We start from the raw sequence: 22,003 nt of genomic DNA on the forward strand, positions 1-22,003 counted from the left end.
GGACTTCACCAGGCTCCCGGCGGGGCAGTCTCCGCCGCCAGGCACGCCTTCGTCGCCATGAGTGAGACGGTGAACGGGTGTCGCGGCTCGGTCAGTATCCGGTGGGCCGGGCCCTGTTCGACCAGCTCGCCCGCGTCCAGTACGGCGATGCGGTGGGCCAGACGTGCGGTCTCCAGGTCGTGGGTGATCAGCATGAGGGACATGGCCGAACGGTCGCGGAGCAGATCCGCGAGGGCGTCGAGGATGCCGCGGCGCGTGACCGGGTCGAGACCGGAGGTGATCTCGTCGCAGATCAGCACCCGGGGCCGGGCCACCAGGGCGCGTGCCAGGGCCGCCCGCTGGAGTTCGCCGCCGGAGAGCTCCGCGGGGAGGCGGTGGGTCGTTTCGGACCGGAGGCCGAGGCGGGTCAGTGTCGTCAGGGCCTCCTGAGCGGCTGACCGACGGTCGGTGCCGCGCAGACGCACCGCGGTGCGGGCGACCTGGTCAAGGACGGGGCGGTGCTCGTCGAAGGCGGCCCGCGCGTCCTGGAAGACGTACTGCACAGCCGCCAACTGGGCGCGGCTGCGCTGCCGTACGCTGCGCGGCAGTGGGGTGCCGTCGAGATGGACCTGGCCGTCGTGGTCGCGGTGGAGGCCGGCCAGACAGCGGGCGAGGGTGGTCTTACCGCTGCCTGAACGGCCGACGACGGCCAGCGACTCACCAGGGTGCAGGGCGAGTTCCGGGGTTCGCAGCACCACAGTGGCACCGAGGGTGCCGCCGCGGTGGCGCGCGGTGAGATGGCGCAGGTGCAGGACGGCCTGTCCGGTGTCCGGAGCAGGCTGGTGCCCGGTCGGCATCGGCCGGGCACCGAGCAGTTGTCGGGTCCACTCATGACGCGGTGCGAGCCACAGCCGCTGGACCGGGCCCGATTCCACGACCCGGCCCGCCCGCATGACGAGGACCTCGTCGGCGAGTGCGCGCACCACATCGAGGTCGTGGCTGAGCAGCACGACCGCGATGCCGCGGGCCGCCAGCGCTGCCAGCTGGTCGACGATGCGGCTCTTGGTCAGCGCGTCCTGGCCGGTGGTGGGTTCGTCGGCGACGATGACGCGGGCACCGAGCAGCAGCGCCTGCGCGAGCACGACGCGCTGCTGCTGGCCGCCGGACAGCTGGTGCGGATGGCGCGACAACAGCGCCTCGCCGTTCGCGAGCTGGGCGTCCGACAGAGCCCGCAGGATGCGTTCGCGGACGGCCGCCCGGCGCCGGCTGCGGGGCAGCTCGCGCACCTGGGTGCGGGCGATGTCGATCAGCAGCGCCGAGACCCGGCGGGCGGGGTTGAGCACGGACGCCGGATGCTGGGGCACGTAGCCGACCGGGCCGTCCGCCGCCACGCGGACGTCGCCGGTGACCCGGGCACCCGAGGGGTACGCGCCGAGCAGGGCGAGGCCCGTGGTGGTCTTTCCGCTGCCGGAGGCTCCGACCAGCGCCGTCACCTTGCCCGGCAGAGCCCGCAACTGCACACCGTCCACGATCACCCGCCCGTCGATCTCCACACGCAGGTCACGGATCTCCGCGACGGGGGCCGGCCCGGCACCGGTGCCTGCGCCCGTCGGTGCGGTCGTATCGTTCCGTGCGGTCACGGCCGTGGTCCCCTCTCTCCCCGGCGCCGGCCGGGCTTGTGGAGTGCCGCGTCGCAGAGCAGGTTGCTGCCCGTGGTCAGCGCGACGATCAGCAGCGCGGGCACCACCACGGCCCAGGGCTGCACGAACAGTCCGGTGCGGTTGCGGTCCACCATCACCGCCCAGTCGGCGGCGTCCGGCGCGACGCCGACGCCCAGGAACGCAGCAGTGGCCACGAGGTACAGCACGCCGGTGAGCCGGGTGCCGGCGTCGGCGGTCAGGGTGCGCAGTATCGAGCGGCCGACATAACCGACGGCCGTGCGCCACCACGTCTCGCCCTGCATGCGCAGCGCCTCCACCGCGGGGCGCGCCGCGGCCTCGGCGGCGGCCGCGCGCACGATCCGCGCCGCGTCCGGGACGTTGACCAACGCGACGAGCAGGGCGAGCCCGACGGCACCCGGTGTGAGCACGGATGCCACCAGAAGGATCAGCAGCAGGGACGGCACCGCCAGCACCACGTCCAGCGGCCGCATCAGTGTCTCCTCCAGCCAGCGGCGGTGGGTGAGCGCGGCGCTGAGGCCCAGGGGCAGCGCCACGAGGTAGGCCAGGGCCGTCGCGGCGAGCGCGGTCAGCACCACCGGCCGGCCGCCGAGCAGGACCTGACGCCACGCGTCACGGCCCACGAAGTCGGTGCCGAGCCAGTGTCCGTCGCCGAGGGTGAAGGACGCGGCCCGCGTGCCCGGATCACCCGCGAACACCGGTCCCAGGACGGCGAGGACGAGGGGTACGGAGATGACGGCGAGCCCGAGGGCGTAGCGGCCCGCGCGGCGCGGCCGTACGACGGCGCAGGAACCGGATACTCGCGTGGACGGCGCGTGGGTCACGCGGCCACCCCCGCCCGGGGCGCGAGTCGGTGGGCGATCAGGTCGGCGCAGAGGTTGAGCACGACGGTCAGGACGCCGAACACCACGGCGAGGCCCTGCACCACCGGTACGTCGCGTTCGGCGACGGCATTGAGCAGGACGGTACCGAGTCCGGGGATCACGAAGAGGGCCTCCACGACGATGACGCCACACAGCAGCCAGTCGATGGTGCGTGCGAGTTGCTGGACGGCCGGGGCGAGGGCGTTGGGCAGGGCGTGGGCGTAGCGGACGCGGGCGCCGCCTACGCCGTAGCGGCGGGCATGCACCGCGTACGGCGCGGCCAGGGCGTCGACCATGCCGGCGCGGACCAGGCGGGCCAGCGAGCACACGGGGCGGGAGAGCAGTACGAGGACGGGCAGGAGCAGCGCTGCGGGGTGCGCGAGCAGGTCGGTGCCGTAGCCGACCGCGGTGGGTGGGAGCCAGCCCAGGCGGAGGGCGAAGACGGTCACCAGCAGCACACCGAGGGCGAATTCGGGCACCGCGTAGACCGCGAGCGTCAGCGAACTGATCAGCCGGTCGACGAGTCGCCCTTCGTGGCGGGCGGCCAGTACGCCCAGGCCGAAGCCGGCCGGGACGAGCAGTGCCACGGTGAGGGCGGCCATCAGCAGGGTGGGCCCGAAGCCGTCGGCCAGGAACTGGCTGACCGGCCGTCCGGAGGTCACGGAGGTGCCGAAGTCCCCGTGCAGCAGGCCCGCAGCCCACTCGGCCAGCCGCTCGTACGCCGGCCGGTCGAGGTGCATGGCCTCGCGGAGGGCCGCGATACGGGCGGGGTCGGGCTGGTCGCCGGAGAGGGCGACGGCGGCGTCGCCCGGCAGCGCCTCGGTGAGCGCGAAGACCAGCAGCACCACGGCCCCGGTCTGTGCGACTCCGAGGAGCAGCCGCCGGGCGACGAAGGAGCGCAGTCCCGTCACGCCAGCCACACCTTGTCGAACCGGGCCCAGTCGAGCGTGTTGGCGGGCGCCTTCCGGTCAACCCCCTTCACCGTGTGTGCCGTTCCCAGGATCCAGTCGGCGAAGCCCCAGATCAGGAAGCCGCCTTCGGTGTACAGGCGGCGCTGCATGCGCGCGTAGACGGCTGCCCGGGCCTTGGTGTCGGGGGTGGACTGCGCCTGCTGGTAGAGGGCGTCGAAGTCCTTGTGGTGCCACTTGGTGGCGTTGGTGGTGGAGTCGGTCAGCAGCCGTTGGGAGAGGTGGGCCTCGATGGGCATGGCTCCGGAGCGGTAGCAGCACAGGGTGCCGGAGTCGAGGATGTCGCTCCAGTACGTGTCCTTGCTGCCCGTCTTGACGTTGATGGTGACGCCCGCCTTGGCTGCCTGGTCGCGGAAGATGCTGGCGGCCTCGGTGAATCCGGCGGCGACGGCCGAGGTGTCGAGGGTGACCGTGAGCTTCTCGGCGCCGGCCTGCTTCAGCAGGGCACGGGCACGGCCCAGGTCCTGCTCGCGCTGGGGGAGGCCGTCGGCGTAGTACTGGTAGCCCTTGCCGAACAGGTCGTTGCCGATCTCGCCGGCGCCGGACAGGGCGCCGGCGACGAGCTCCTTGCGGTCGGTGATGAGGAAGAACGCCTGGCGCACCCGCTTGTCGTCGAACGGGGCCCGGTCGGTCTTCATCGCGAAGCCCTGCATGGCGCTGTTGCGCAGCCGGACGATCTCGATCCGGCCCTTGCCTTCGTGCGCGCGGGCGGTGGTCGGGTCGAGTTCGTGGGCGTACTCGACCTGTCCGCCGAGGAGTGCGTTGACGCGTGCGGACTCCTCGTTGGCGACGACGAATTCGATCTCGTCGAGGTGCGGGGCGCCCTCCCAGTAGTCGTCGTAGCGGCGGAAGACGGCCGAGCGGCCGGGGGTGAAGGAAACGAAGCGGAAGGGGCCGGAGCCGATCGGATTCTTGTCGAACGCGGTCGTGTTCTCGGGGACGATGTACGCGCCGAATGCGGCCAGGATGTTGGGGAATTCGGCGGTGGGGCGCTTGAGGACGAACTCGATGCTCCGCTTGCCGGTGGCGCGGCTCGCGTCGAGGTCGATGGGTTCCAGGGACGCCTTGGCGCGGAACCCCTTTTTCGGGTCGGCGATCCGGCGGTAGCTGTACAGGACGTCCTGGGCGGTGACCGGCTTGCCGTGGTGGAAGGTGGCCTTGCGCAGGGTGACCTGCCAGCGGTCCAGGGTCTTGTTCGCCTGCCACCTCTCGGCGAGGCGGGGTTGCGCGGACAGGTCGGCGCCGTAGTCGGCGAGCTTGTCGAAGAGCGCCTTGGCACGGGCGGCATCGGCGAAGAGGTTGGCCAGGTGAGGGTCGAGGGTCTCGCTCGCGCCACCTCCGGCGAAGGCGGCGCGTAGCCGTCCGCCCCGTCGGGGCCGGCCGTCGCCCTTGCCCGTGCCGTCGTCGGGGCCGGGGCCGCCGCAGCCGGTGAGCGCGAGTGCGCCGAGCGAGGCGGCGCCCGTGGCGGCGAGGAAGCCGCGGCGGCGCAGGCCCGGGAAGGGCTGTTCGGCAGGGAAGCCGAGGTGGCGGGCGGTTTCTTCGTTCATGCGGGTGTCCTCGTGGTGTGGATGGGTCACTGTGCCTGCTCGATGAGCCGGGCGACGACGTGCAGCCGGTCGGCGTCCGTCGTCTCTCCCGGGGCCATGCCTTCTCGCCAGGGCGGCTCGGTCCGCGGGCCCGGACCGTCGTGCAGGTCGAGGACCTCGAAGCCGTGCGCCGCCAGGAGACGGCGGAGTTCCAGCGGGAAGAGCAGCCGCCATGCGGAGCGCTGTTCGACGGGCAGGGACCCGTCGTCCGCGGTCCATACGCGGCTTCGGCGCAGGAGTTGGGCGGTGCGGTCCACGGTGAGCGTGGTGGTGGACCGGTAGGCGGTGCCGTGCCAGGTGAACTCGTGGACGGTGGGGGTGTCGAGCAGGTCGGTACGGCCCAGGAAGTAGGCGCCGTTACGCATCTCCGCGACGAGCAGGCCGCCCGGGGTCAGCGCGCGACGGCAGGAGGCCAGAAAACCGTCGAGCTGTGCGTCGGTGTGGCAGTACAGCAAGGAGCTGTCCAGGCAGACGACCGCGTCGAACGCGCTGTGGCCCAGGTCGAATCCGTGCAGGTCGGCACGGACGTACACGGGCCCGGGGTGGTGGGTGCGGGCGTGGGTGAGCATCGCCTCGGAGAGGTCGGCGCCGGTCACCGTCCGGCCGCTGCCGTGCAGGTGGGCGGCGTCACGGCCGGTGCCGCAGCCCATGTCCAGCACCCGCGGGCCGGCGCCGTACCGCCGCAGGCAGTCCTCCGTCCAGCGGCCGGCCAGCCGGTCGGCGTCGGGGAAACGGGCCTCGTACAGCGCGGGGTGGTCGGTGAGCAGGTTGTGCATGTCCTCGGTGGCGGTGCGGGTCATGGCGTCTCCTTCCTCAGGCCGCCACCGTCAGGGCCGGTTTCGGCGTCGTCGGCAGCGCGTTGCGCCGGTGCAGCCAGGCCACGCCGCACGCGGAGGCGAGACCGAACAGGGCGCAGCACGCCCAGGGCAGCCAGGGGGCGCCGCGTTCCCCGGTGTCCATGGCCCAGCCGACGGCGGTGTTTCCGGCCGCGGCGGCGATGCCGGAGACCACGTAGAAGATCCCGTAGTAGGTGCCGGTCAGCTCCGTGCGGCCGAATCCGGGGATGAGCTCCAGCACGAAGGGCTGGGCGATCATGACGCCGAGGTAGAGCAGGAGGGCACCGAGCAGGACGGGCAGCGTGCGCAGCACCGCGTCGGCGGTGCCGTCCGGGGTGCCGGACCCGCCTGCCACCAGGGCCGGCGGCAGGAAGGACAGCGCCATCACCACGAGCCCGACGGTGATCCAACGCGCCCTGGAAGCACGGCCTTTGAGGGCGCGTGTGATGCGCAGTTGCAGGGTGAGGTTGGTGACGGTGCCGACGAGGAAGACGAGGCCCGCCGCGCCGTCCCAGCCGGTGGTCCGCCGGGCTCCGTCGGGCAGCAGCAGGTAGAGCTGGTTCTGCAGGGTGAACATGCCGACCATGGCGAGCGCGAAGGCCAGGAAGGCGCGGTTGCCGAGGACCTCGCGCCAGTCGGCGAGGACGCCGCCCTCGCTCGGCTCCACCTTGCGCGCGGGCAGGACGACGGCCTGGGCGACGGTGAGGACGGCGAAGATGCCGGCGGCGGTGAGCGCGGACGTGCGGAAGTCCACGAGCAGCAGTGCGCTGCCCAGCAGCGGACCGATCAACGCGCCGGTGGTGGCGAAGACGTTGAACAGGGCGAATGCCTCGGCCTTGCGCTCCCCCGCCTCCTGTGCGAGGTAGGCACGCACGGCGGGGTTGAACAGGGCGCCGGCGAGCCCGCTGAGCACGGAGGCGGCGAGCAGTACGGCCAGCCCGTCGCCCAGCGCGAACAGCGCGAACCCTACGGTGCGCAGGGCGCAGCCGGCGATGATGACGCCGCGCGCGCCGAGCCGGTCGGAGGCGGAACCGCCGATGAGGAACAGGCCCTGCTGGCTGAGGTTGCGGACACCGAGGACGATCCCCACGACGGCCGCCGACATGCCCAGGTTCTGGCTGAGGTGGGTGGCGAGGTAGGGGATGAGGAGGTAGAAGCCGGTGTTGACACCGAGCTGGTTGGCCAGCAGGAGGCGGACGGCCAGAGGAAATCGACGCATCTCGTGCCAGATCTTCACGCCGCCTCCTCCCCCGGGCTGCGCCGGACGCCCAGACCGGGCAGACCACTTGCCCGTACGAAGCCGTCCGTGCCGCCGATCCCGGCCCACGGGTCGTGAGCGAGCAGCAGGTGTCCGTCGAGGTCGGCCCAGCGGGCGCGGTCGGCCAGGTGGACGGCGGGGGCGAGGCCGAGGCTGCTGGCGGTGAGGCAGCCGAGCATCAGCGCGGTCCCGCTGCCGTCGATCGCTGCTGCGATGCGCAGGGCCGCGTGGACACCGCCGCACTTGGCGAGCTTGACGTTGACACCGTGCACGCGTCCGGCAAGGCGGCGGACGTCATCCAGGCTCACGGCGTCCTCGTCGGCGATGACCGGCAGTGGTGAGCGTGCGGCGAGCGCGCCGAGCGCCTCCGGATCGCCGGGTGCGAGGGGCTGTTCGACGGCCTCGACTCCGAGTTCCGCGAACCGGGGCAGCAGGGCGTCGGCCTGGACCGTGGTCCAGGCACCGTTGGGATCGAGGAGCAGCCTGGCCCGGGGCGCGGCGTCACGGATGACGCGCACCCGCTCCACATCTTCCTCGGGGTCGGGCGCCCCGGCCTTGACCTTGATGACCGCGAAGCCGCTCGCCGTGAGGCATCGCGCCTCGGTCGCGGCCCGCACCGGCGAGGTGATGCCGATGGTGCGGGCCGTGGCGGCCACCGGGGCGGTGGCGGCGCCGAGGAGCCGGTGGACGGGGCTGCCGGCGTGTTTGCCGGCGAGATCGAGGAGCGCGGACTCGACGGCGGCGGTGACGGCTGGCGGGGTGTCCTCTCCCGCCAGTTCGCCCGCCCGCAGGGCGTCGAGCGCGCTTTCGGGCTCGCGGAAGCGCCGGAGGTCGGTGGCGACGGCCGCGAGGAGCCGTTCGAGGGTGTCGGCGTCGAGGCCGTAGTAGACGCTGGTGACGGCCTCGCCGTGGCCGCGCAGCCCGTCGTGTTCGACGGTCAGCCACACGGCGTCGCGGGCGGCCATGGTGGAGCGGGAGATGCGCAACGGCTCGGCGAGGTCGAGGCGTACGGTGCGCTGGGTGGCCTTCACAGTCTCTCTTCCGAAGGATGCAGGGATTCGGGGGCCCGGAGCGGGTCGGTGATGCGGGTACAGCGGACCCACCCGGCGGCCTCGGCCGCACGGGGGTGCGGTATCTCGACGGGCCGGGCGGCCGCGGCGGACGGGGCGAGGCCGTGCGCGGCGGTGAAGTCGTCGTCGTAGACGGTGCCGAGGTAGCGGTGCGGGCCGTCGGGGAAGACGGTGGCGACCTCCGCCCCGGGGTGGACGCGGGCCGCCCAGGCGGCGACGCGGGCGACCGCACCGGTGCTCCAGCCGCCGCTGACGAAGCTGCCCCGGGCAAGCCGCCGGCAGCTGTCCATTGCCTCGGCCGGGCCGACCCAGTGGACCTCGTCAAAAGCGTCGTAGGCGACGTTGCGCGGGTGGATGCTGCTGCCCAGTCCGCGCATCAGCCGGGGGCGGGCGGGCTGCCCGAAGATCGTGGAACCGGTGGCGTCGACGCCGATGAGGCGCAGGGCGGGCCACTGCCGCCGCAGGGGAGCGATGACCCCCGCGCTGTGGCCGCCGGTGCCGACGCTGCACACCAGGACGTCGAGGTGGTCGAGCTGGGCCGTGAGTTCGGCGGCCAGTGAGGCGTAACCGGCGGTGTTGTCGGGGTTGTTGTACTGGTCGGGCCAGTAGGCGTCGGGCAGCACGGCGAGCAGCTCGCGCAGCCGGGCGAGGCGGGCGGCCTGCCAGCCGCCCTCGGGGGCCGGGCGGTTGACGAGTTCGAGGCGAACGCCGTGGGCACACAGCAACTGCCGCATGGACGGCTCGAGTTCCCGGTCGCCGACCAGCACGACCGGGTGGCCGAGGGCCTGCCCGGCGAAGGCCAGGCCGATGCCGAGGGTGCCGGAGGTAGACTCCACCACCGGTGCGCCGGGACGCAGTTCGCCGCGCTCGCGGGCGCCCCTGAGCATCGACACGGCAGCCCGGGCCTTCATGCCGCCGGCTGCGAGCCCTTCGAGCTTGGCCCAGAACCCGGGGTGGGGGTCCGGTAGATCAGCGGTGATGCGCACCAGTGGCGTACGGCCGAGCAGGGCGAGCAGCTCCGGGCGAGCGGTGGGGCGGACCGCGGTCGCGGTCATATGTGGCCTCCCTGACAGGAGTTGCCGTGCGGCCCCCTGTAGCGGTGGACGACTCCGGCGCCGCCGTCGAGCCAGAAGAAGGGGTACGGCTCGGCGCACACCGCGCTCACGCCCTGGCCGAGGAAGCGGGGCAGCACGGCGCTGCCGGTCTGCGCGAACATCACCAGTTGCTTGTCGTGCTGCTGCGCGTGCCGTCGAAGCGGTTCGAAGGTGCCGTTGCCCAGCGTCATTCCGGAGACGAGCAGCGCATCGCAGCGGTCGGCCGCCGCGAGCGCATCGGTGACGACCGGCTCGCCCCACTCGGTGACGCCGCCCTTGAGATCGCACGGGACGTACTGGAGGCCGCGTGCACGCAGCGCCTCCAGAAGGGAGTTGACGACTCCGATCACCAGCACGGTGGCCCCGGGCGGCAGATCGATCAGCTCGGCGACCGCCTCCGCGCGCGCCCGGGACTTCTCCAGCGACGATCCGGCGGGCAGCGGGAAGGGACGCGCCCCGCTCTCCGGGCCGTGCGGGGTGGCGTGCATCAGATAGGCGTCCAGAGCGGCCACTCGCACCGGCAGCAGCGGATGCTCCAGGAGTCGGGCCACATCCGCGCCCACACAGTCGTCGAGCGCGCTGTCGGGCAGTGTGCCGGGCTCGACCGCACAGGAGCCGACGGCCTCGGCCAGGCGCAGGCTGAGCACTTCGTTGCGGTAACCGGTGCCGCGCCCGTCGTGGCGTACGGCCTGCCGGGTGGTGAAGGCCACGGTGATCCGCTGGGTAGCCGGGTCGGGGCCCAGCCCGCCCGCGCGGACGCGGTCCACGAGGTCGGCGTACGTCCGGCACGTCTCGTACGCCACCGCGCCGGCCGCGCCGATGACGGCGGTCATCGGATCACCAGCCCCGCGCGCAGCCCGGCCAGCAGGGCCTCGACGCGGTCGCGGGCCCCTGGCCCGTCGGCGTCACCGGCCATGATGTGCCCGAGGTACTCGTTGTTGCTGCCTGCCGCCTTCACCACCTTGCCGGGGTCGGCGAGCTGCACCTCCAGCACGCCGGGTGCGTCCTGCAGTTCGCCGCCGTCCAGCGCTTCGAGCGTGCCGGCGGCCTGCGGCACCAGAAATCCGATGGCGGCGCTGCGCAGTCCGGTGTCCGTGGGCCGCAACTCGGGTGGGCGGCCCAGCGCGACCTCCACGAAGGCCGCCGCGAGGTCGATGCCGGTGACGTGGCGGATCAGTTCGGTGATGCGGTTACCCGCGGGACGCGGGTTGACCTCGACCACGCGCGGCCCGTCGGCGGTCAGCTTGATCTCGGTGTGCGCCACGACGCCCTCGACGAGCCCGAGTGCCTTCAGGGCGTGCAGCGCGGTCTGTTCGGCGGCCTCGGCGTCGGCGGCCGTCAGGGCTGCGGGGAACATATGGCCGGTCTCGATGAACGCGGGCGCCCCGCCGATGCTCTTGTCGGTCACGCCGACCACGTGGACCGTTCCTGCACACGAGACGGTCTCGACACTCACCTCGGGACCGTCCAGCAGCGCTTCGAGCAGGACCACGGGCGCACGCCGCTGTCCGCGCGCATTGACCGGGACGTCCGCCAACGTCCGGTAGACGTCGGCGAGTTGCGCCTCGTCATCCACCCGCCGTACGTACATGCCGGCGCACAGGTCGACGGGCTTGGCCACCAGTGGGTAACCGATCTCCCGGGCGGCGCGCGCGATGTCGGGCCACTCCTCGTGTACGGCGAAGCGCGGGCCGGGCACTCCGGCATCGGCGAGCACACGGCGGGTGGCGTCCTTACGGCAGGCGATCTCGACCGCTTCGGGCCCGGGGCCCGGCAGACCGAGCCGCCCGGCGATCCGCGCCACGGTCGGCAGGTAGTAGTCGCAGGACGTGATCACTCCGTCGAACCCCCACACCGCATGCAGCCGCTCGACTTCGGACAGCAGGGCTTCGGTGTCGTTGGTCTCGGCGGTGATGACGTTGCGGGCCCCGAGCAGCGGGTGCGCCGTCCCCTCGGGTGCGGAGCGCAGATAGTGGTGCAGGTCGCGGGTGAGGAAGGTGAACGTGTGCCCGCCCTCCCGTATCGCCCGCGGCAGCAGTCGGCTCATCGCTCCGACCCAGCTCTCGACCACCAGCAGATGAGCCACAACTCCCCTTCCGGGCTTGGACTTCGGGTACGGGGCAGCCGAGTGCCCCTCCAGAGGAGGGGAGCGGGTTTGCCCGAGGCACACGTTAACGATAATCATTTTCATTGTCATCTTGGGGGCAGGTTTTTGCCGCCCCCTTGTTCGCCGAGTCCCTTGGAAGGCCCCGTGACCCCTCCCCTACGTCGCACCGCCGTGCTGTGCGCGTTGCTGACTGCCGCTACCCTCGCCCCCGTCGGCCCGATCCAGGCCGCCACCCCGACGCCCCCGCTACGCTTCGGCACATGCCCTGACTCCCTGCCGAACCCGCCGGCCCCGGAACATGTCGAGTGCGGGCGGCTGCGGGTCCCGCTCGACTGGAACCATCCGCGGGGACCGCACATCGAGGTGGCCGTCTCACGGATACGCTCATCGGGCTCCCGCGCCGAGCGGCGCGGCATCCTGCTGGTGAACCCGGGAGGACCGGGCGGCTCCGGACTCTCCTACGCGGTGACGAAGCGGGCCAAGCTCCCGGAGAGCGTGCGACGGGCGTACGACGTCATCGGCTTCGACCCCCGTGGCGTCGGACAGAGCGCCCCCGTGAACTGCGGCCGGATGGGCGGCCTCTTCACCGGCCCGGGCACGAACCCCGTACCCGTAGGCAGGCCGGCGGAGAAGAACTACCTCACCTCGCTACGAAACATGGCCGACGACTGCGCCGCGGGCGCCGGCGACACGCTGTCCCACCTGTCCACCGAACAGACCGCGCGGGACATGGACGCCATCCGCGCCGCACTCGGCGAACGCCGGACGAGCTTCCTCGGCGTCTCCTACGGCAGCTACCTCGGCGCCGCGTACGCCGCACGCTTCCCGCACCGCGTGGGTCGCATGGTGCTCGACAGTGTCGTGGGCCCGTGGGACTGGTACGACTTCGACGTCACCCAGAGCCGCGCACTGCTGCGGCAGCGCGACACCTTCTTCACTTGGACCGCCGCCCACGCGGAACGCTTCGGCCTCGGCGAGAACGCAGCCGCCACGCGCCGGACTTACCTGCGCGTGCGCCACGCACTCACCAGGCACCCCGTGGACGGCTTCGGACCCGCCGAGTTCGACCGCACCGTCTACCGCGCACTGGGCCGCACCGAACGCTGGGCCGGCCTGGCCGATGGCCTGCGCGCCTACCTGCACGACGGACGCCCCGACAGGCTCCGTCCCACCACCGCCTTCGACAGCCCGGACTCGCGCAACTACGAAGCAGCGAACCGCGTCGTCAAGTGCGCCGACTCCCCCGCCCCCACACCTCACCGGATCCTGGCGGACATCCACCGCACCCGCCGGCTCGACCCGCAGCCGGTCCTGACCGGCATGGAGGCATCCGCCTGCGCCTACTGGCACCACAAGCCTGCCCACCGCACCCCGCTCGGCAGCCCCGAGTCCCCACCCGTACTGCTGGTGGCCTCCGCGCACGACCCCGTCACCCCCATCGAGGGCGCCCGCCGACTGCGCCGGCTACTGCCCGGCTCGCGCCTGGTCACGCTCGACAACGACTACTCGCACGGCGTGTTCGCCAGCCGGGGCAACGCCTGCGTGGACGACGCCGCGGCTGCCTATCTCGTCCACGGCACGACGCCGAAGGCGGACGTGCACTGCACCGGCCCCGGGCTGCCGGACATGCCGTGAACGCGGGAGCGAAGCAGCTCCCTGAAAATCGTTTTCATATATTGCCAGGGTGACCTCTACCTTCGTGGATACACCGTGCGCCCCGCGACACCTGCCGACGCGGACCCCGCACGCCGCCTCATGCTCGACACGCTGCACCACGACGGCTCCCTCGTCCTGTGCGACATGCCCGACCCGGTGGCCGGCGCGGGCTCCACCACCACGCTCTTCATCGAACAGCCAGCGCTCGCAGGCTGCCTACGGCTGGCATTTCAGACCGTTCGGGAGGGCGCGGCGCCCGTGAAGCAGTCCGGCCTGGAGCCGTAAGGGCCCCGGCCCGGAGCCGTAAGGGCCCTGCCCCGCGCCGCGCTCGCCGGCCGTCGTCGGCGAGCCGCACGGAGTTGTGGTGGAAGGTACCGCCGGCCGCAGCACCATCGACCCAGATCTTCGGCGCGACCCTCGCCTTTTGGCCGAGGCGGGGCAGCCGATGGGGGCCTGCGCGGTCGGGACCTGCGCGACAGGCTTGGCGACACCAGACACCCGGGGGCTCCCTGAGTTGACGGAAGATTGACCCCTTCGCGGGAGAGCCCTGACACAAACCGACCGTATGGTCAGCGGCATGCCCCCACACCCCCCAAACACCCCGTCGCTCCCCGTCCTCCCCTACCGAAAACCCACACCCGGCCGGGACTACTGGGTCCTGGACAACGCACTGCCCGACATCGAAGCCGTCCGGGAGCGCTGCCTCACCAAGGACAACTGGGTCGAAGGCTATCCGCACAAGCCCGAGAGCTGGCCCGGTCTGCGCACGATGCCCGGGCTCGAACCAGCCGAACTGGCCCACGTCGAAAGACTCGTCATGAAGGCCACCGGCGCCCGTCAGCTGTGGCAACAGACAGCCCCTGGAGGCGGCACCCACAATCACAACTGCATCCAGGTCGTCGGCAAGGACGAGTGCGAGCCACGGCCCCACACCGATTCGCGATCGCTGTGCCGCTACGCCGCTGTGCTCTACCTCAACCCCCAGGTGCCCAAGGACTGCGGAACGAGCTTCTACCGCCAGAACCTGCCAGGCGGCCGACTCGGCGGAAACACGGTGACCGCGCCACACAACAACCTGGTCGACGCCCTCGGCACGCGCTTCGTCCCGCCCGACTCCTTCACCGAGGACGTACGCGTACCGCACCGCCACAATCGGCTGCTGCTCTACACCGCCAACATGCTCCACAGCGCTACCGGCTACTGGGGCAGCACGCTGGAAGACAAGCGGATGACCGCCGTCTTCTTCTGGATGGCCTGACAGCACGCCGGACCAGGCCAGGGACTCCTTGCACGGAGCGATACCGATGAACACCAGCACCAGCACCTGCGCCTGCCGAGGCCCCGGAGGATGTCTGGCAGCGGCTCTCCTGCGGCGACGGCGCCAAAGGCCGCCGGGTCTATGACTGGGCGAGTGCGAGGCTGCCGACCATCAGCTTCTTCGACGGTGCCAGGCCCACCCCTCACCGGTGGGTGCTGGCCCGACGCAGCCTTGCCCGGCCTGAGGAGATCGCCTACTACTTGGCCTACGGGCCCACGACCTTCCAGTAGCAGGTCAGGGCGGCGGCCATGGCCAGGCATCGGCTCTGCCGGTCGTTGCGGACCACGTAGGGGATCTTGAGACCACGATCGGCCCATGGCAGGCTCATGCCGCATGATCGATGAATTCGCGAAGGACAACCTGCACGGGAGACTGCGGCGGGACCGCAAGGCGCTGCTCTGGAAACTCGACGGCTTGTCCGAATACGACGCCCGCCGACCTTTGACAGCGACCGGGACCAACCTCCTCGGCCTGGTCAAACACGTGGCCACCGTCGAGGCCAGGTACTTCGGCGAGGTCTTCGACCGCCCTTCCCCGGAACCGCTGCCCCGGTGGCAGGACTCCAACGGCAGCGATCTGTGGGCGACCGAGGACGAGACCCGCGATCAGATCATCGGGTTCTACCTGCGCACGTGGGAACACTCGGACGCGACGATCAACGAGCTTCCCCTCGACGCCCCCGGCCACGTGCCGTGGTGGCCGGAGCCTCATGCCGACACGAACCTGTTCGCCATCATGGTCCATGTCCTCGGCGAGTCCATCCGGCATGCCGGGCACGCCGATATCCTGCGCGAGGGCCTCGACGGCCGGACCGGGTTGCGCGCCGAACACGAGAAGCAGATCGACGAGGAAGCCCGTGCAGCCTACTGCGCGAAGATCGAGCAGGCCGCCAGGTTGGCCGCACCCACCACGGCTTAGATGTTGTCTCACATGCCTTGATGTCCGTGCGGCATGATGCCGGTCGTGGGGCTGATTCCTCAAAGCGTCGGGTTCCTGATCAACTCTGGGAGCCGGCCGCCCCGTTGCTGGCGTCGTTCACTGCTCGTCCGCAAGGTGGTGGGACCGCTCCGTGTGACGAGCGGGCCGTGTTCACGGCAGTGGTGTACGCCACGGCATACGGCCGATCATGGGCCCGTCCGAGCCTGTCCCCTGCGAACCACGGAGGACCGCCGGCCTGGCCCAGGCCTACTGAGAGGGCTCAGGGGAACGCGTAGCCGAGCACGGCCTCCCTGGTGTGGCCTTCGCAGTCGGCGGCGCTGGAGACGAGGTGGTCTCCGTTGGAGGGGAGGTAGCAGCGGTAGAGGGGGACGGATCCGCTCACCTGGCTGGTGTGGATGTAGCCGACTGGGCCCATGGGGAACTGGCCTTCGCAACTGGGGTCGCGGGTCAGCAAGGTGTGTCCGCCCACCTTGCACTCGTAGAGCATGGCCGTCTCAAGAGCGTGGTGGCGCAGCAGCTTCCAGGTCTGCTCCTGGGTGAAGCCGGGTGGCAGCAGCCGGGAGGAGGCGATGTGTCCTCGGTCGGGCCGGTAGCCGCGGCGCAGCAGGGTGTAGGGCAGGTGCTCGAAGCCGCAGGAGAGCTGGGGTGTGGGCAGGTCGTTGCGGTTGGCCAGCGCCCAGGTGGACCAGGCAGGTTTGGCGGAGCCGTCCTGTCTGCGCAGGCCGAGCTTGAGGCCGCCCTCGCCGGGGTCGTCCTGCATCCGGTGGTAGATGTAGCTCTCGATGTCCGGCGTGCCGAGCACATTGCGGAAGGCGTCGCACATGGCTGTGGCCTGTGGTGACTCGTTGGACTGGTCCCCTGAGTTGATGCCGCTCTCGGTGAGCTGGACCGTCCAGGCGGAGGGGGTCCGGGGGAACTGCTGGCGGAGCCAGCCCACCAGCACGCCGATGTTGCCGTAGGTGACCTTGGGGAAGTCGTCGGCGGAGAAGGTGGGCTTGAACAGGTCCGGTGCGTAGGGATGGTAGGCGACCCGCCAGTGGCGCGATCCTGCCCGGGCGGCCAGGCCTTTGAGGACGGTCATGCCGGACAGCACCGCGTCGTTGTCGGAGGAACGGTCGTAGGCCGTACCGAAGCGGTGGTCCAGTGAGGTCAGCACCTTGGCGGTGGGCTGCTGAGTGGTGATGCGGTCATAGGCGGCGTTGTAGTTGGCGGCGATCTGGTCGAGCCATTGTGTGGTGTCGCAGGGCTTGCCTCGGCCGCAGCCGATGTTGAACCAGGTGTTGGTGTTGACCTCGTTGTTGATCACGAAGTCGGCGATCCGTCCGTGCCCGTGCAGGCCGTCGTATCGCTGGGCCAGCATCCCGGCGAACCGTCCGAAGTCTGCGGGGTTGTTGGGTACGCAGAAAAGTTCGTAGCCGGGCGCGGGGTCGCAGGGGCGGCCCTGGCGGGCCCAGTCGGGTGTGCCGTAGACGATGGCGGTGACCACCAGGCCCCGGTCGGTCCACTCCTTGATGGCCGAGTCGACCTCGGGCCGGATGGTGAAGCAGCGACCGTCGAAGTCCTGCTCACCGGCAGCGCACGGTGCCGTCTTCGCGTTCGGCTCCCAGGCCGCCCAGACGAGGTTCATGGACACGCCGCCGGCGTTGTTGCCGGAGATCTCGTCCTTGTTGGACCAGAAGTCCGGCTGGATGCCTTTGATGCGGTAGTCGGAGCGAGTGGGGTACGGCAGCGGAGCTGTCTCGGCACCGGCAGTGGGCTGGAGAGCCTCGGGAAGGATCAGGGCGAAGACGAGCAGCACAAGGGCTGCGAGATACCGGGCCGCTCTGGCCATGATTCTCCTCATGCGTGAGGTGTCGTGGGGAACCGTCCCTCCGCCGCGTAGGGCGGTGAACATGCCGCGGCGCCGTGCAGTGATCGGCGGTGGCATTCGATCGGTTCAGCGGATGAAGTCGACCTCTGCGTAACGGTGCGAGGGGCCGTCGAGCAGGTGGCTGTGCCGGTGGCGCAGGTGCTTGCCGAAGAAGGCCGCGAGGTAGGTGCGTTGGGACTCGATGGAGGGTTTGGGGTCGATCGTGCCGGTTATCTGCGGCAGTTGGGGCGGAGACAGCCCGAACGCGCGCCTGGCGCTTGGGGGAAGAAGACCTGGTTGTCAACGAAGGAGTGGTGCCCGGAGCCGCGCAGTTTCAGGTCGAGCCCCTCTCCGTGCAGGTGCTTCCAGAACCGTGCCCAGCTTCCATCGGTGTTGGGGTTGTGGTGTTCGGAACTGAACAGCAGGAAGGGGCGGTTGAGCGGCTGGATGATCTCCGATCCGAAGAGCTGGCCATCCAGGTTGGCGCCCGCGTCGATCCTGGAGTCCGCGTGCATGGCCGAGGGCACCGCTCCTCCGGCGAGGGAAGCGCCGAACATGCCGATGCGTTTCGTGCTCACGGCTTGGGGACGAGTGGGAACCTGGCGGCATGGTGCTCACCTCGTGCCGCCGTCGGGGAACACCACATCGCTGGAGTCGTGGGTGTGGTCGATGTGGACGACCAAGTAGCCGCGGCTTGCCAGGCCCTGAACCAGTGCAGTGGCCCTGGCCTCGGCTCCCGTGCAACCCGGGTGAGTACAGCAGCACCGACAGCTTGCCGGCCCGGTGGTCGACCGGGGCACCGGTGTGGCCGGCAGTGGTGGGGAGGGCCACCCCTCCCGGCAGCACCTGCTGGCTGTTCGGGCGGAGGGCGGCGGGATAGTGGCCGGTGTGCGTGGCCGGGCACCACAGCGAGACCATCAACTCGCGCTGCTGTCCGGGCACCCACGGATCCATGCCGTGACGAGTCGCGCAGGTGGAGGGCGACCGTGCCCACGCGGTAGCGCCCGGCTGGGACGGCCAGCGTCAGTTGGCCCGCCGCTTGCGCCGCATCCAAGGACGCCGCCGTGGTCATGGGTCTGTCGGTGCTCTTTTCGGCGGCGACGGCCGGTGCGACTCCGGCGCCCAGAACGACGGCCCGTGTCCCAGTGGTGCCGGCGACCCGGGCGCGTAAGTGGCTGTGACGCCTTCGTGCGTGCTTGCCCATGGGCAGCCCTTCTCCTTGACGGCGAACAACGCCTGAACGACGAGCGGTTGGCGCTCATCGTAATAGGCAATTTGCCGGTGACCAGGCCAAGTCCTGTGTTTGTACGGAGAGTTCTTATTACCGCACAGTTGGCGGACCGGAGCTCGCTTCTGAGCCTGTGCCGGCCGTCAGCAGCAGCGGCAATCCGTCGAGAAGCAGACAACCGGCCGGTGACTGTCAGTATCGAGACGCCACACTCGCTGCGACGTCGCGAATTACGCAAACGCGTCCAGGCCCCGGCAATCCGTTGGGCCGTCGCAGGCTCTTGAGACCTATGTGACCCGGCGATTTTTCCCCACTACTTACCAGTAGATTGAACGAGTTGACGCAGCGTCATTTGTACGGCCGGTGAAGATGCTGTACTAATTCCTCTGCGCATTCCGAGTGCAACGGCCAGGGAGGCGCCGCTGGCGTTCGCTGCCGCTCACCTACATGCGCGGCAGTGGACATGCGCAGCGAAATTAATCGGTAACAGAGCGCGCACGCCGAAAGTACCGACAGGTAGGTCCAGACCGCACTCCGCGAAACGCGAACCGGCCGGCTCCGCACGGGCTGCGCCGGTGAGGACTCGGCAGTGCGCCAGCACCTACCGCGCCCCTGGCCTGGGCAACGCAATCCCCCACACATCGAAAGAGTCCGTCTATGCGTCTTCCCCGCTTCAAAACTCTCTGGAGAACATTAACGGTGATCGCGTTGTTCGCGATCACTGCCGGGCTCCTGCTTAGCGGTGGCAAAGCCAAGGCCGGTTCCGTCACCGGTACCGTGACCGGCGGCCAGGGCAGCTACCGCAGCATCAACGAAAGGTCCTCGCCCAGCCTTTCCGCCCGCATCGTCGGTCAGGCCGCGATCGGCAGCAAGATCTCGATGTCCTGCCGCGTCCAGGGCGAGGCCGTGGAGAACGATCCTCGCTGGATCTGGTCGGACTCCGGATCCTTCTACATAGCAAACGCGTTCATCAAAGGAAACACCAACAATCTGCCGGTCTGCTCGTCCCGGCACCCCAAGTCCAGTCGGCGCGCGGCCCTCGCCATAGACATGCAGAAGCAGGTTCAGGACCAGTGGTGCTGGGATGCCAGCGGTCTGACCATCGCCAAGTACTGGGGTTACCACCAGTACAACCAGCAGGAGTTCTGCCGGCTTGCGGCCCGGAACAGCAACCTCAGCTGCGACAACCAGCCCGCCACGCTCGACGACGTGGCCAACGGGCTGGCCAACATCGGCCTGCGCAATACGGGATACGGCCTCAACCGCAATGCCTCCTTCTCGGAGGTGGGCAAGGAGATCGACGGCAAACGCCCCTTCGCCGTGCGTATCGGATGGAATTCCGGGGGCGGCCACATGAACGTCATCTACGGCTACGACCCGTCATCCCAAATGATCGCAGTCGGTGACCCGTGGCAGACCACGCAGACCTACACATGGTGGAATTACAACGACTACGTCAACAACTCGACGTTCCAATGGACCCATTCCCGCATCGGGATACACAAGTAAGGCGGGCAGCAATGCGCAGCAAGACATTTTCTCTTCAAGGAAGTGCTACTCGTCTCGCCCTTTCCCTGGGCGCGGCGGCGACCCTGCTCTCCACCGCCTTATGCGGCCAGGCTCAGGCGGCCGATAGCCCGAGCGGCATTCCCGACTACGAGGCCGCACGGCAGGTGCTCCAGTCTCGGCAGGTGCACACCACCGTTTCCCGATTCCTCGGTACAACGGCGAACGCCGGCGCCGACGGCGGCATGGGTGCGACGGCGCCGATGGCGCCCGGGGCACGTGACGACCAGCAGACGTTGAGCTTGAAGGACCCGGTCGCGCTGTACGAGCTCGCACCCGAATTCGTCGCCGGGAGGACGAAGCCCACCGCGGGCAACGTGGCACGCCTGTCGTACCTGGTGTCCCGGGCGAACGACGCCAGCGGTCACAAGGCCACGGTTCTGCTCTCCTCCACACCCAAGGGCGGCGGCGCCAACGGCAGCGGCAGATGGCACCTGTCGGGCGTGCGCGACGGCGACAGCGATGTCACCTACGGCAAACAGGCCACGGGCGGCTCGAAGGTCTTCACCGAGCCGCAGATCCACGCCTGGTACCGCCTGAAGAACGACATCGTCGAGCCCCTCAACCGGGAAGCGACGTCGGGGTTGGGAGGCAAGCGAGCGGTGACGCTCGCCGCCTACCAGAAACTGGTACACGAGCGCTACGCGGACAAGCTGCCGGGATCCGCGTATGACCGCAAGGGGCTGGCCGGCGGGTTCGGTCCGGCGTCACCACCGTCATCTCCGTCCCCGGCTCCCGTACAATTCGGCGCGGCAGTGGTGGCAGTCGCGCTGGCCGGCGGCGCCATCGCAGTACGCCTCCGCAACCGCAGGCGGTCGCCAGCTGAGCTGACCGGCTGACAGGTCTCTGACCTGGGCGTTCGGTTGCCGCCCAGCCGAACCCCACTGAGGAGGACTCAGGCGCCGGATTCCCATCAACGGAGTCCGGCGCCCCTCCATGAAAACCCCTCGCTGCAGGGGCACTTCACCACCGCATGAGGGCAGCCATCGGAAGGGCTCAGACAACTGGCTGACGCCCTGCCCGGCATCCTTGTCCGAACCGTGAGCCCGGAAGACCTTGGCCGTCAGCATCCGCAGGTCCACCGACCACCTGCCGCGCGACGCCACCGTCCTCGCCGGCTGCATCCGCGAGGTCACGCAGCCGGGCGCGACGGCGGCGGCCCAGACATACCCCTCATTCCACGACGCCGCCCGCGCTGTGCCTGACATCGCCCACCACCGACCCTGGACAAGGTCACCTGACCCGCACCTGATCTGGCAGGGCATCGACCTCGTCGAAGCGCTCCGCCCGTACATCGACCACATCCCGCACGCGCAGGCCAAGGACACCCAGCCCGACCCGGTGCGCCGCAACCGCCACGGTGTCTTCGGCAAGAGTGTCGAGCGCGACGACCCGTGGGACAACAGCTGGTGGCCGCACCGCATCCCCGGTCTCAGCGACACCGACTGGCGGAGTGTCGCCGACAGTCTGGAGCAGGACACCCCGTGGGCCAACGGTTGGTGGCGGCACCGCATCCCCGGCCTCGGCGACATCGACTGGCGGCGCATCGTCGACACACTCTACGAGGGTGGCTTCACGGGCGTGCTCTCCGTTGAGCACGAGGCCCCGGTCTGGAGCGGCGACGTGCGGAAGGTCAAAGACGGCCTGCGCATCGCCCACCGCACCCTGCGCCCGCTCATCCTCACCTGACCCCGGCCGGCCCTCCGCCGGCATCCCCTCCCGACCGACTCTCCCCGGAAGCTTGCGCTCTACGATCCACACCCCGTCCGTCAAGCGCCGCAGACTCAACCGCGGCGGGACCGCCAAGCCAACTCCGCTCTCCACACCATCGTCCTGGCCCGCCTGCGCTGGGACACCCGCACCCGTGACGACGTGGAGCGGCGCACCAGCGAGGGAAAGACACGTCGCGAAGCCATCCGCTGCCTCAAACGCTACGTCGCACGAGAGATCTACCAGACGACCGTCCCGCCCCGAAGCACAGTGCCACCCCCACCAACTGCTGCTTGA

The 22,003-nt window shown here is 70.4% G+C and carries 20 protein-coding genes and 2 pseudogenes; 9 read left to right on the plus strand and 13 right to left on the minus strand.

Translation table 11 applies throughout. From position 1 onward, the window contains the following. Positions 1 to 5 precede the first annotated feature (5 nt). Genes ACZ7MX_RS00230 through ACZ7MX_RS00275 form a run of 10 tightly spaced genes read right to left on the minus strand, consistent with a single transcriptional unit; the run spans position 6 to position 11,419 of the window. Positions 6 to 1,619 (minus strand): ABC transporter ATP-binding protein, encoded by a 1,614-nt coding sequence (locus tag ACZ7MX_RS00230; RefSeq protein WP_472127820.1) that lies wholly within the window; start codon positions 1,617 to 1,619, stop codon positions 6 to 8. Beyond that, positions 1,616 to 2,482, minus strand: coding sequence for an ABC transporter permease (locus ACZ7MX_RS00235; RefSeq protein WP_472127822.1), 867 nt, complete (start codon positions 2,480 to 2,482; stop codon positions 1,616 to 1,618). The genes ACZ7MX_RS00230 and ACZ7MX_RS00235 overlap by 4 nt, the downstream gene beginning before the upstream one ends. After that, positions 2,479 to 3,432 carry an ABC transporter permease gene (locus ACZ7MX_RS00240; protein WP_472127824.1) on the minus strand — a complete coding sequence of 318 codons (954 nt, stop codon included), beginning with the start codon at positions 3,430 to 3,432 and terminating at the stop codon, positions 2,479 to 2,481. The genes ACZ7MX_RS00235 and ACZ7MX_RS00240 overlap by 4 nt, the downstream gene beginning before the upstream one ends. Continuing rightward, positions 3,429 to 5,036 carry an ABC transporter substrate-binding protein gene (locus ACZ7MX_RS00245; protein WP_472127825.1) on the minus strand — a complete coding sequence of 536 codons (1,608 nt, stop codon included), beginning with the start codon at positions 5,034 to 5,036 and terminating at the stop codon, positions 3,429 to 3,431. The genes ACZ7MX_RS00240 and ACZ7MX_RS00245 overlap by 4 nt, the downstream gene beginning before the upstream one ends. A gap of 26 nt (positions 5,037 to 5,062) precedes the next feature. Continuing rightward, positions 5,063 to 5,875, minus strand: coding sequence for a class I SAM-dependent DNA methyltransferase (locus ACZ7MX_RS00250; protein ID WP_472127827.1), 813 nt, complete (start codon positions 5,873 to 5,875; stop codon positions 5,063 to 5,065). A 13-nt stretch (positions 5,876 to 5,888) separates the two neighbouring features. Then, complete coding sequence (locus ACZ7MX_RS00255) at positions 5,889 to 7,148, minus strand: MFS transporter (RefSeq protein WP_472127829.1); 1,260 nt, start codon at positions 7,146 to 7,148, stop codon at positions 5,889 to 5,891. Further along, positions 7,145 to 8,200 carry a dipeptide epimerase gene (locus tag ACZ7MX_RS00260; protein WP_472127831.1) on the minus strand — a complete coding sequence of 352 codons (1,056 nt, stop codon included), beginning with the start codon at positions 8,198 to 8,200 and terminating at the stop codon, positions 7,145 to 7,147. Before ACZ7MX_RS00260 ends, ACZ7MX_RS00255 begins: the two co-directional genes overlap by 4 nt. Continuing rightward, a complete protein-coding gene (locus ACZ7MX_RS00265) occupies positions 8,197 to 9,294 on the minus strand; it encodes a PLP-dependent cysteine synthase family protein (protein WP_472127833.1) in 1,098 nt (365 codons plus the stop codon). The genes ACZ7MX_RS00260 and ACZ7MX_RS00265 overlap by 4 nt, the downstream gene beginning before the upstream one ends. Next, entirely contained in the window at positions 9,291 to 10,166 is an 876-nt protein-coding gene (locus ACZ7MX_RS00270; RefSeq protein ID WP_472127835.1) for a Rossmann-like domain-containing protein, read from the minus strand. The genes ACZ7MX_RS00265 and ACZ7MX_RS00270 overlap by 4 nt, the downstream gene beginning before the upstream one ends. Next, positions 10,163 to 11,419, minus strand: a complete 1,257-nt coding sequence (locus ACZ7MX_RS00275; RefSeq protein ID WP_472127836.1) for an ATP-grasp domain-containing protein — start codon at positions 11,417 to 11,419, stop codon at positions 10,163 to 10,165. The genes ACZ7MX_RS00270 and ACZ7MX_RS00275 overlap by 4 nt, the downstream gene beginning before the upstream one ends. 165 nt (positions 11,420 to 11,584) lie before the next feature. Between ACZ7MX_RS00275 and ACZ7MX_RS00280 the strand changes: the two genes are divergently transcribed. From ACZ7MX_RS00280 to ACZ7MX_RS00295, 4 genes and pseudogenes are all read left to right on the plus strand, one after another. Beyond that, positions 11,585 to 13,075, plus strand: coding sequence for an alpha/beta hydrolase (locus ACZ7MX_RS00280; RefSeq protein WP_472127838.1), 1,491 nt, complete (start codon positions 11,585 to 11,587; stop codon positions 13,073 to 13,075). 75 nt (positions 13,076 to 13,150) lie between these two features. Beyond that, positions 13,151 to 13,381: a hypothetical protein gene (locus ACZ7MX_RS00285; RefSeq protein WP_472127839.1), complete on the plus strand. Its 231-nt coding sequence runs from the start codon at positions 13,151 to 13,153 to the stop codon at positions 13,379 to 13,381. A 292-nt stretch (positions 13,382 to 13,673) separates the two neighbouring features. Beyond that, positions 13,674 to 14,354 carry a DUF6445 family protein gene (locus tag ACZ7MX_RS00290; RefSeq protein ID WP_472127841.1) on the plus strand — a complete coding sequence of 227 codons (681 nt, stop codon included), beginning with the start codon at positions 13,674 to 13,676 and terminating at the stop codon, positions 14,352 to 14,354. Between the two features lie 74 nt (positions 14,355 to 14,428). After that, positions 14,429 to 14,629 (plus strand): annotated as a pseudogene (locus ACZ7MX_RS00295) (IS701 family transposase); the annotation flags it as partial. Here ACZ7MX_RS00295 and ACZ7MX_RS00300 read toward each other — a convergent pair. After that, positions 14,620 to 14,742, minus strand: coding sequence for a hypothetical protein (locus ACZ7MX_RS00300; protein ID WP_472127843.1), 123 nt, complete (start codon positions 14,740 to 14,742; stop codon positions 14,620 to 14,622). The pseudogene ACZ7MX_RS00295 and the gene ACZ7MX_RS00300 overlap by 10 nt on opposite strands. A gap of 5 nt (positions 14,743 to 14,747) precedes the next feature. Here ACZ7MX_RS00300 and ACZ7MX_RS00305 point away from each other — a divergent pair, with 5 nt between their 5' ends. Continuing rightward, entirely contained in the window at positions 14,748 to 15,332 is a 585-nt protein-coding gene (locus ACZ7MX_RS00305) for a DinB family protein (protein WP_472127845.1), read from the plus strand. A 280-nt stretch (positions 15,333 to 15,612) separates the two neighbouring features. On the opposite strand, the gene ACZ7MX_RS00310 is transcribed toward ACZ7MX_RS00305, so the two are convergent. Both ACZ7MX_RS00310 and ACZ7MX_RS00315 read right to left on the minus strand, forming a co-directional pair. Further along, positions 15,613 to 17,184, minus strand: coding sequence for a DUF5722 domain-containing protein (locus tag ACZ7MX_RS00310; protein WP_472127846.1), 1,572 nt, complete (start codon positions 17,182 to 17,184; stop codon positions 15,613 to 15,615). 248 nt (positions 17,185 to 17,432) lie between these two features. Next, complete coding sequence (locus ACZ7MX_RS00315; RefSeq protein ID WP_472127848.1) at positions 17,433 to 17,780, minus strand: hypothetical protein; 348 nt, start codon at positions 17,778 to 17,780, stop codon at positions 17,433 to 17,435. Positions 17,781 to 19,129: 1,349 nt separating this feature from the next. Here ACZ7MX_RS00315 and ACZ7MX_RS00320 point away from each other — a divergent pair. From ACZ7MX_RS00320 to ACZ7MX_RS00335, 4 genes and pseudogenes are all read left to right on the plus strand, one after another. After that, on the plus strand, positions 19,130 to 19,939 hold the full coding sequence (locus ACZ7MX_RS00320) for a papain-like cysteine protease family protein (protein ID WP_472127850.1): 810 nt from the start codon (positions 19,130 to 19,132) through the stop codon (positions 19,937 to 19,939). Between the two features lie 11 nt (positions 19,940 to 19,950). Beyond that, positions 19,951 to 20,835, plus strand: coding sequence for a hypothetical protein (locus tag ACZ7MX_RS00325; RefSeq protein WP_472127852.1), 885 nt, complete (start codon positions 19,951 to 19,953; stop codon positions 20,833 to 20,835). A gap of 217 nt (positions 20,836 to 21,052) precedes the next feature. Continuing rightward, on the plus strand, positions 21,053 to 21,685 hold the full coding sequence (locus ACZ7MX_RS00330) for a sugar phosphate isomerase/epimerase family protein (protein ID WP_472127854.1): 633 nt from the start codon (positions 21,053 to 21,055) through the stop codon (positions 21,683 to 21,685). Positions 21,686 to 21,770: 85 nt separating this feature from the next. Next, positions 21,771 to 22,003: pseudogene (locus ACZ7MX_RS00335) on the plus strand (IS110 family transposase); the annotation flags it as partial.

This window comes from Streptomyces sp. NPDC107765 (assembly GCF_055657085.1).

Coding starts and splice junctions, on each gene's coding strand:
- ACZ7MX_RS00245 (WP_472127825.1), bottom strand. CDS start 5,036: ATGAACGAAGAAACCGCCCGCCACCTCGGCTTCCCTGCCGAACAGCCC.
- ACZ7MX_RS00250 (WP_472127827.1), bottom strand. CDS start 5,875: ATGACCCGCACCGCCACCGAGGACATGCACAACCTGCTCACCGACCAC.
- ACZ7MX_RS00265 (WP_472127833.1), bottom strand. CDS start 9,294: ATGACCGCGACCGCGGTCCGCCCCACCGCTCGCCCGGAGCTGCTCGCC.
- ACZ7MX_RS00270 (WP_472127835.1), bottom strand. CDS start 10,166: ATGACCGCCGTCATCGGCGCGGCCGGCGCGGTGGCGTACGAGACGTGC.
- ACZ7MX_RS00290 (WP_472127841.1), top strand. CDS start 13,674: ATGCCCCCACACCCCCCAAACACCCCGTCGCTCCCCGTCCTCCCCTAC.
- ACZ7MX_RS00300 (WP_472127843.1), bottom strand. CDS start 14,742: ATGAGCCTGCCATGGGCCGATCGTGGTCTCAAGATCCCCTACGTGGTC.
- ACZ7MX_RS00305 (WP_472127845.1), top strand. CDS start 14,748: ATGATCGATGAATTCGCGAAGGACAACCTGCACGGGAGACTGCGGCGG.
- ACZ7MX_RS00310 (WP_472127846.1), bottom strand. CDS start 17,184: ATGGCCAGAGCGGCCCGGTATCTCGCAGCCCTTGTGCTGCTCGTCTTC.
- ACZ7MX_RS00325 (WP_472127852.1), top strand. CDS start 19,951: ATGCGCAGCAAGACATTTTCTCTTCAAGGAAGTGCTACTCGTCTCGCC.